This is a genomic window from Streptomyces sp. NRRL S-495 (genome assembly GCF_000966955.1).
In the GTDB taxonomy this organism is placed as follows: Bacteria; Actinomycetota; Actinomycetes; order Streptomycetales; family Streptomycetaceae; genus Kitasatospora; species Kitasatospora purpeofusca.
This window is the reverse complement of record NZ_JZWY01001379.1, coordinates 1-345: the sequence shown is the minus strand read 5'-3', so window position 1 is coordinate 345 and position 345 is coordinate 1. Positions and strand designations below refer to the sequence as shown.

The window sequence follows — 345 nt, the reverse complement described above, 5'->3', positions numbered from 1 at the left end:
CCTCACCTCGTGCCGCAGGATCCTGGAGGCCGTCGTCGACCATGTCCTGCCTGCGCAGAAGGAACCCTCCGAGACCGGGCACAAGCTAGACCAGCCCTCCTATCGCAACCGGCTGTTCGAGTTCATCAAGAAGAACACTCAGAGCGGCAGCGTCGCCGACACGACCATCGCCATGGCCAAGGGCCTGCACGACAGGTTCACCGCGTTCGACACCCTGACCAACAAGGGTGTGCACGCCTCCGTCGCCTTGCAGGCAGCGAACATGTGCGCCCTGAACACCTACATCCTGTGCGGCGAGATCCTCCAGCTGAAGGAGCAGGTCGAGGCGCAGCAGGGCTCTTGACG

Annotated in this window: 1 pseudogene; it reads left to right on the top strand. The window is 63.5% G+C overall.

Annotated elements, in window-relative coordinates:
* Window positions 1–343, top strand: a pseudogene (locus VR45_RS41765) (hypothetical protein); the annotation flags it as partial.
* Window positions 344–345: the final 2 nt, after the last annotated feature.